1 protein-coding gene is annotated in these 707 nt (G+C 49.2%); it reads right to left on the bottom strand.

Annotated elements, in window-relative coordinates; genetic code table 11:
- A partial coding sequence (locus AC1D1X_RS24990; RefSeq protein WP_477699585.1) for a hypothetical protein occupies positions 1-707 on the bottom strand: 707 nt, incomplete at both ends.

The following is a 707-nucleotide window of genomic DNA, read 5'->3' as shown; positions in this document are numbered from 1 at the left end:
CACTGCTGTGCAAAAAGTTGCATTACTTTTGGACTCTGGTAACTCGAGCCCAACCGCGTGTATTGGGCAACGCAGTCGACTTGAGATAAGTTCGATGGGTCCCAATTAGCTACTCGTAAATCATGGTGCATTAGGAGAGACAGGATTGCTCGGGGAGGCCCTCTATTGAATGCAGAGTAGTTGTCGTACAACGCGGCCCTTGCTCGACCCCTAGCTGGTGCCTGTTCCATTAATGAAATTAACGCTGGAGTATCAAGTCTCCGGAAATTCTGACCGGTTACGGCCCGCAATTTACTCAGCTCAAACCGACTATATGAAACCCCATTTGCACCTATCGGGGTAACAAAGCGCTGCGCAAAAAATTCCGTCGCTCCTCCAGGGCCAACCAAAGATGAGTATTTCTGGAATAGGGCCAGCGGATTTGAGACGTCGCGAAATTCATTCCACGCGGGCAATAAATAAAAGTCTGCATGAATTCCGCCGCCGGTCTGAATTCTTTCTCCGAAAGAAGCCACATAAGCATGCAACTGGATTAATTCCCCCTTGCGACCTCCATCTGAATTCCAGCTGGCGATATATCGAGCCAAACCAAAAACCGGGTCCCAGCATTTTCCAAATGGTAGTTTTCCACCAAACGAGCTCACCACGATTTGTTCCCACAACTCTCGCAGTAGGTTATTCGCTGACGCCAATGCACCAGTCAATGC

This window comes from Polaromonas sp. P1_G4 (assembly GCF_056405475.1).
Note: the sequence above shows the minus strand (reverse complement) of the source record. Positions and strands in the feature narration are given on the sequence as shown.